Source organism: Gallintestinimicrobium propionicum (assembly GCF_025567525.1).
Lineage (GTDB): Bacteria > Bacillota > Clostridia > Lachnospirales > Lachnospiraceae > Gallintestinimicrobium > Gallintestinimicrobium propionicum.
In genome coordinates this window covers 435,355-438,069 of record NZ_JAOQJY010000001.1, presented here as the reverse complement: position 1 = coordinate 438,069, position 2,715 = coordinate 435,355, and the positions used below count along the sequence as shown (strand labels likewise).

The following is a 2,715-nucleotide window of genomic DNA, read 5'->3' as shown; positions in this document are numbered from 1 at the left end:
GGCTCAGTCCGTTTTGAAAACGGTCATTGCAAGATATAGAACTATTCTCGAAAATCAAAATAAATGGATACGACCAACCTTCAAGAAACCTCAGTATGATTTAGTTTGGAACAGAGATTATTCTTTAACGCAAAACTGTTTTTCTGTGAATACGCTGAATGGTCGTATTAAACTGCCATATTTCGCTGAAGGTATGTCTAAATATTTTGACCACACAATCTATAGGTTTGGTACAGCTAAGCTCACAAACAAACATGGTAAATATTATCTTCACATACCAGTAACTTATGATGTCGAAGAAAGTAATATTTCTGACATTTGTAATGTTGTAGGCATTGACAGAGGAATTAACTTCGTTGTTGCGACCTATGACAGTCATCACAAGTCTGGATTTGTCAGTGGTAAAACCATTAAGCAGAAAAGAGCTGCTTATTCTAAACTTCGCAAAGAATTACAGATGCGACATACGCCATCCTCAAGGCGAAGACTAAAAACTATCGGTCAGCGAGAAAACCGTTGGATGCAGGATGTAAACCATCAAGTATCGAAGGCACTCGTTGAAAATAACCCGAAGCACACTCTCTTTGTACTGGAAGATTTGTCTGGTGTCCGTAATGCCACAGAACGAGTTCGTACCAAAGACAGATATGTTTCTGTATCTTGGTCTTTCTATGACCTTGAACAAAAACTAATTTACAAAGCCAAACAGAACCAGTCTACTGTAATTAAGGTAAATCCTCGTTATACGAGTCAGTGTTGTCCTGTATGTGGACATATTGAGAAGGCTAATCGTAACAAGAAGTTACATCTGTTTGCTTGTAAAAACTGCGGTTACAAATCTAATGATGACCGTATCGGAGCAATGAATCTGTATCGTATGGGAATAAACTATCTTGAAGATAGTCAAGTACCTAATACAGTTATGGCTGAGTAAACTCTGCCATAAAGGGTGCTGTCAACCACCCTGCGATGTAACGCCACTTTAGATAGCGATATCTATTGGGGTTAAAGGTCGGAGGCGTAAGCTGTTAGTACGACTGGGCAGTTACAAGCCCATGACCTTTAGGTCGTGGGTAGTTGACAATTCGGGCAGAAGTGCCAAAAAGAAAAACAGAGAAAAGAAAAAAACAGGCAGAAGAGTAGGAAAATGTAAGATAGAAAAAGTAAAAATCCAATTGACATAGCTCGTTTCCTATGTTAGGATAGTCCTAACAACAATTTAGCGTGGTAAATTGATGAATTACTAAAGGAACGGGAGAATGAGTTATGAAAAAATTATCGGCAATGGTTATGGCAGGCGTGATGGCGCTTGGAATGGTTGGCTGCGGAAGCACAGCTGCAGAAGCACCGGCAGAAAGTACAGTACCTGCTGCAGAGAGCACAGCAGCAGAAACAACAGAAAGCACGGCAGAGGCTCAAACAGAGACAGCAGATGCACAGACAGAAGCAGGCAGACAGTTTGTAGTGGGATTCGATGCAGAGTTTCCGCCTTACGGCTATAAAGATGACAGCGGCGAATATGTCGGCTTTGACCTGGATCTGGCACAGGAGGTTTGCGACAGACTTGGCTGGACACTGGTAAAACAGCCCATCGACTGGGATGCAAAGGATATGGAGCTGGATTCCGGCGCGATCGATTGTATCTGGAACGGCTTTACCATGAACGGCAGAGAAGATCAGTACACCTTCAGTGTTCCTTATGTAGATAACAGCCAGGTATTTGTTGTGGCAGAAGACTCTGGCATTACCTCCAAGGAAGACCTTGCGGGTAAGGTAGTCGGCGTACAGAAGGATTCCTCCGCACTGGCAGCACTGCAGGGCGATGAGAAGGCTCTGGCAGATACCTTTGCAGACCTGCCGCAGTATGCAGATTACAATACCGGCTTCATGGATCTGGAGGCAGGTGCGATTGATGCGCTGGCACTGGATATCGGTGTTGCAAATTATCAGATTGCTTCCAGAGGAGACGGCTATGTGATCCTGGACGAGTACCTTTCCACCGAGCAGTACGGTATCGGATTTAAGAAAGGCAACGACGAATTAAAGGATACCGTAGAAAAGACGCTGCTGGAAATGGCAGATGACGGAACCTTTATGGAAATCGCAGAGAAGTATGCAGACTACGGTCTGGTAGACAGCGTATGCCTGGGAAAGTAAGCTGAAAATAGAATCCTGCTCTACAGGATTCTTCGCCTGCGGCGGGTCGCATAAACGACAGGATTCCATTCCACCGCAGTGCGATCCTCGCGGAGCGTTTTTATCGTATAGAAACGAGGTTTTCTATACGATAAAAAACAGAATGCAGGTCGGAGAAAACTCTGGCCTGCCTTTGTGCGCTAATAAGAATACAGAAAACCGGATCAAATCCGGTATGGAAAAGGAAGAACGGGAATGGATTTAGGAACGATGGTTCGGGAACTGGGAACAGGAATGCTGATCACGACGGAGATCTTTGTGCTGACGCTGGTATTTTCCCTGCCCCTTGGAATGGTGCTGGCCTTTGGGCGGATGGCAAGGCTGAAAGTGCTGAGCTTTTTGACAAAGCTTTATATTTCGATTATGCGGGGAACGCCGCTGATGCTGCAGCTGATTGTGGTCTATTTTGCGCCCTATTATGTGTTTGGAATGAAAATCTCCAAAAGCTACCGGATGATCGCGGTAATTCTTGCATTTGTGTTAAACTACGCGGCGTATTTTGCGGAAATATACCGTTCT

Annotated in this window: 3 protein-coding genes; all 3 read left to right on the top strand. The window is 44.4% G+C overall.

Features of this window, described 5'->3' with window-relative positions; genetic code table 11:
- A partial coding sequence (locus tag OCV62_RS02040; RefSeq protein WP_262584862.1) for a transposase occupies positions 1–934 on the top strand: 934 nt, incomplete at its 5' end.
- A 332-nt stretch (positions 935–1,266) separates the two neighbouring features.
- Entirely contained in the window at positions 1,267–2,157 is an 891-nt protein-coding gene (locus tag OCV62_RS02035) for a transporter substrate-binding domain-containing protein (protein WP_021914048.1), read from the top strand.
- 234 nt (positions 2,158–2,391) lie between these two features.
- Positions 2,392–2,715, top strand: a 324-nt coding sequence (locus OCV62_RS02030; protein WP_262584860.1) for an ABC transporter permease subunit, incomplete at its 3' end; no start/stop codon positions are given.

Bases quoted from the DNA above. Each gene is read 5' to 3' on its own strand.
- OCV62_RS02035 (WP_021914048.1), top strand. From the start codon at position 1,267: ATGAAAAAATTATCGGCAATGGTTATGGCAGGCGTGATGGCGCTTGGA.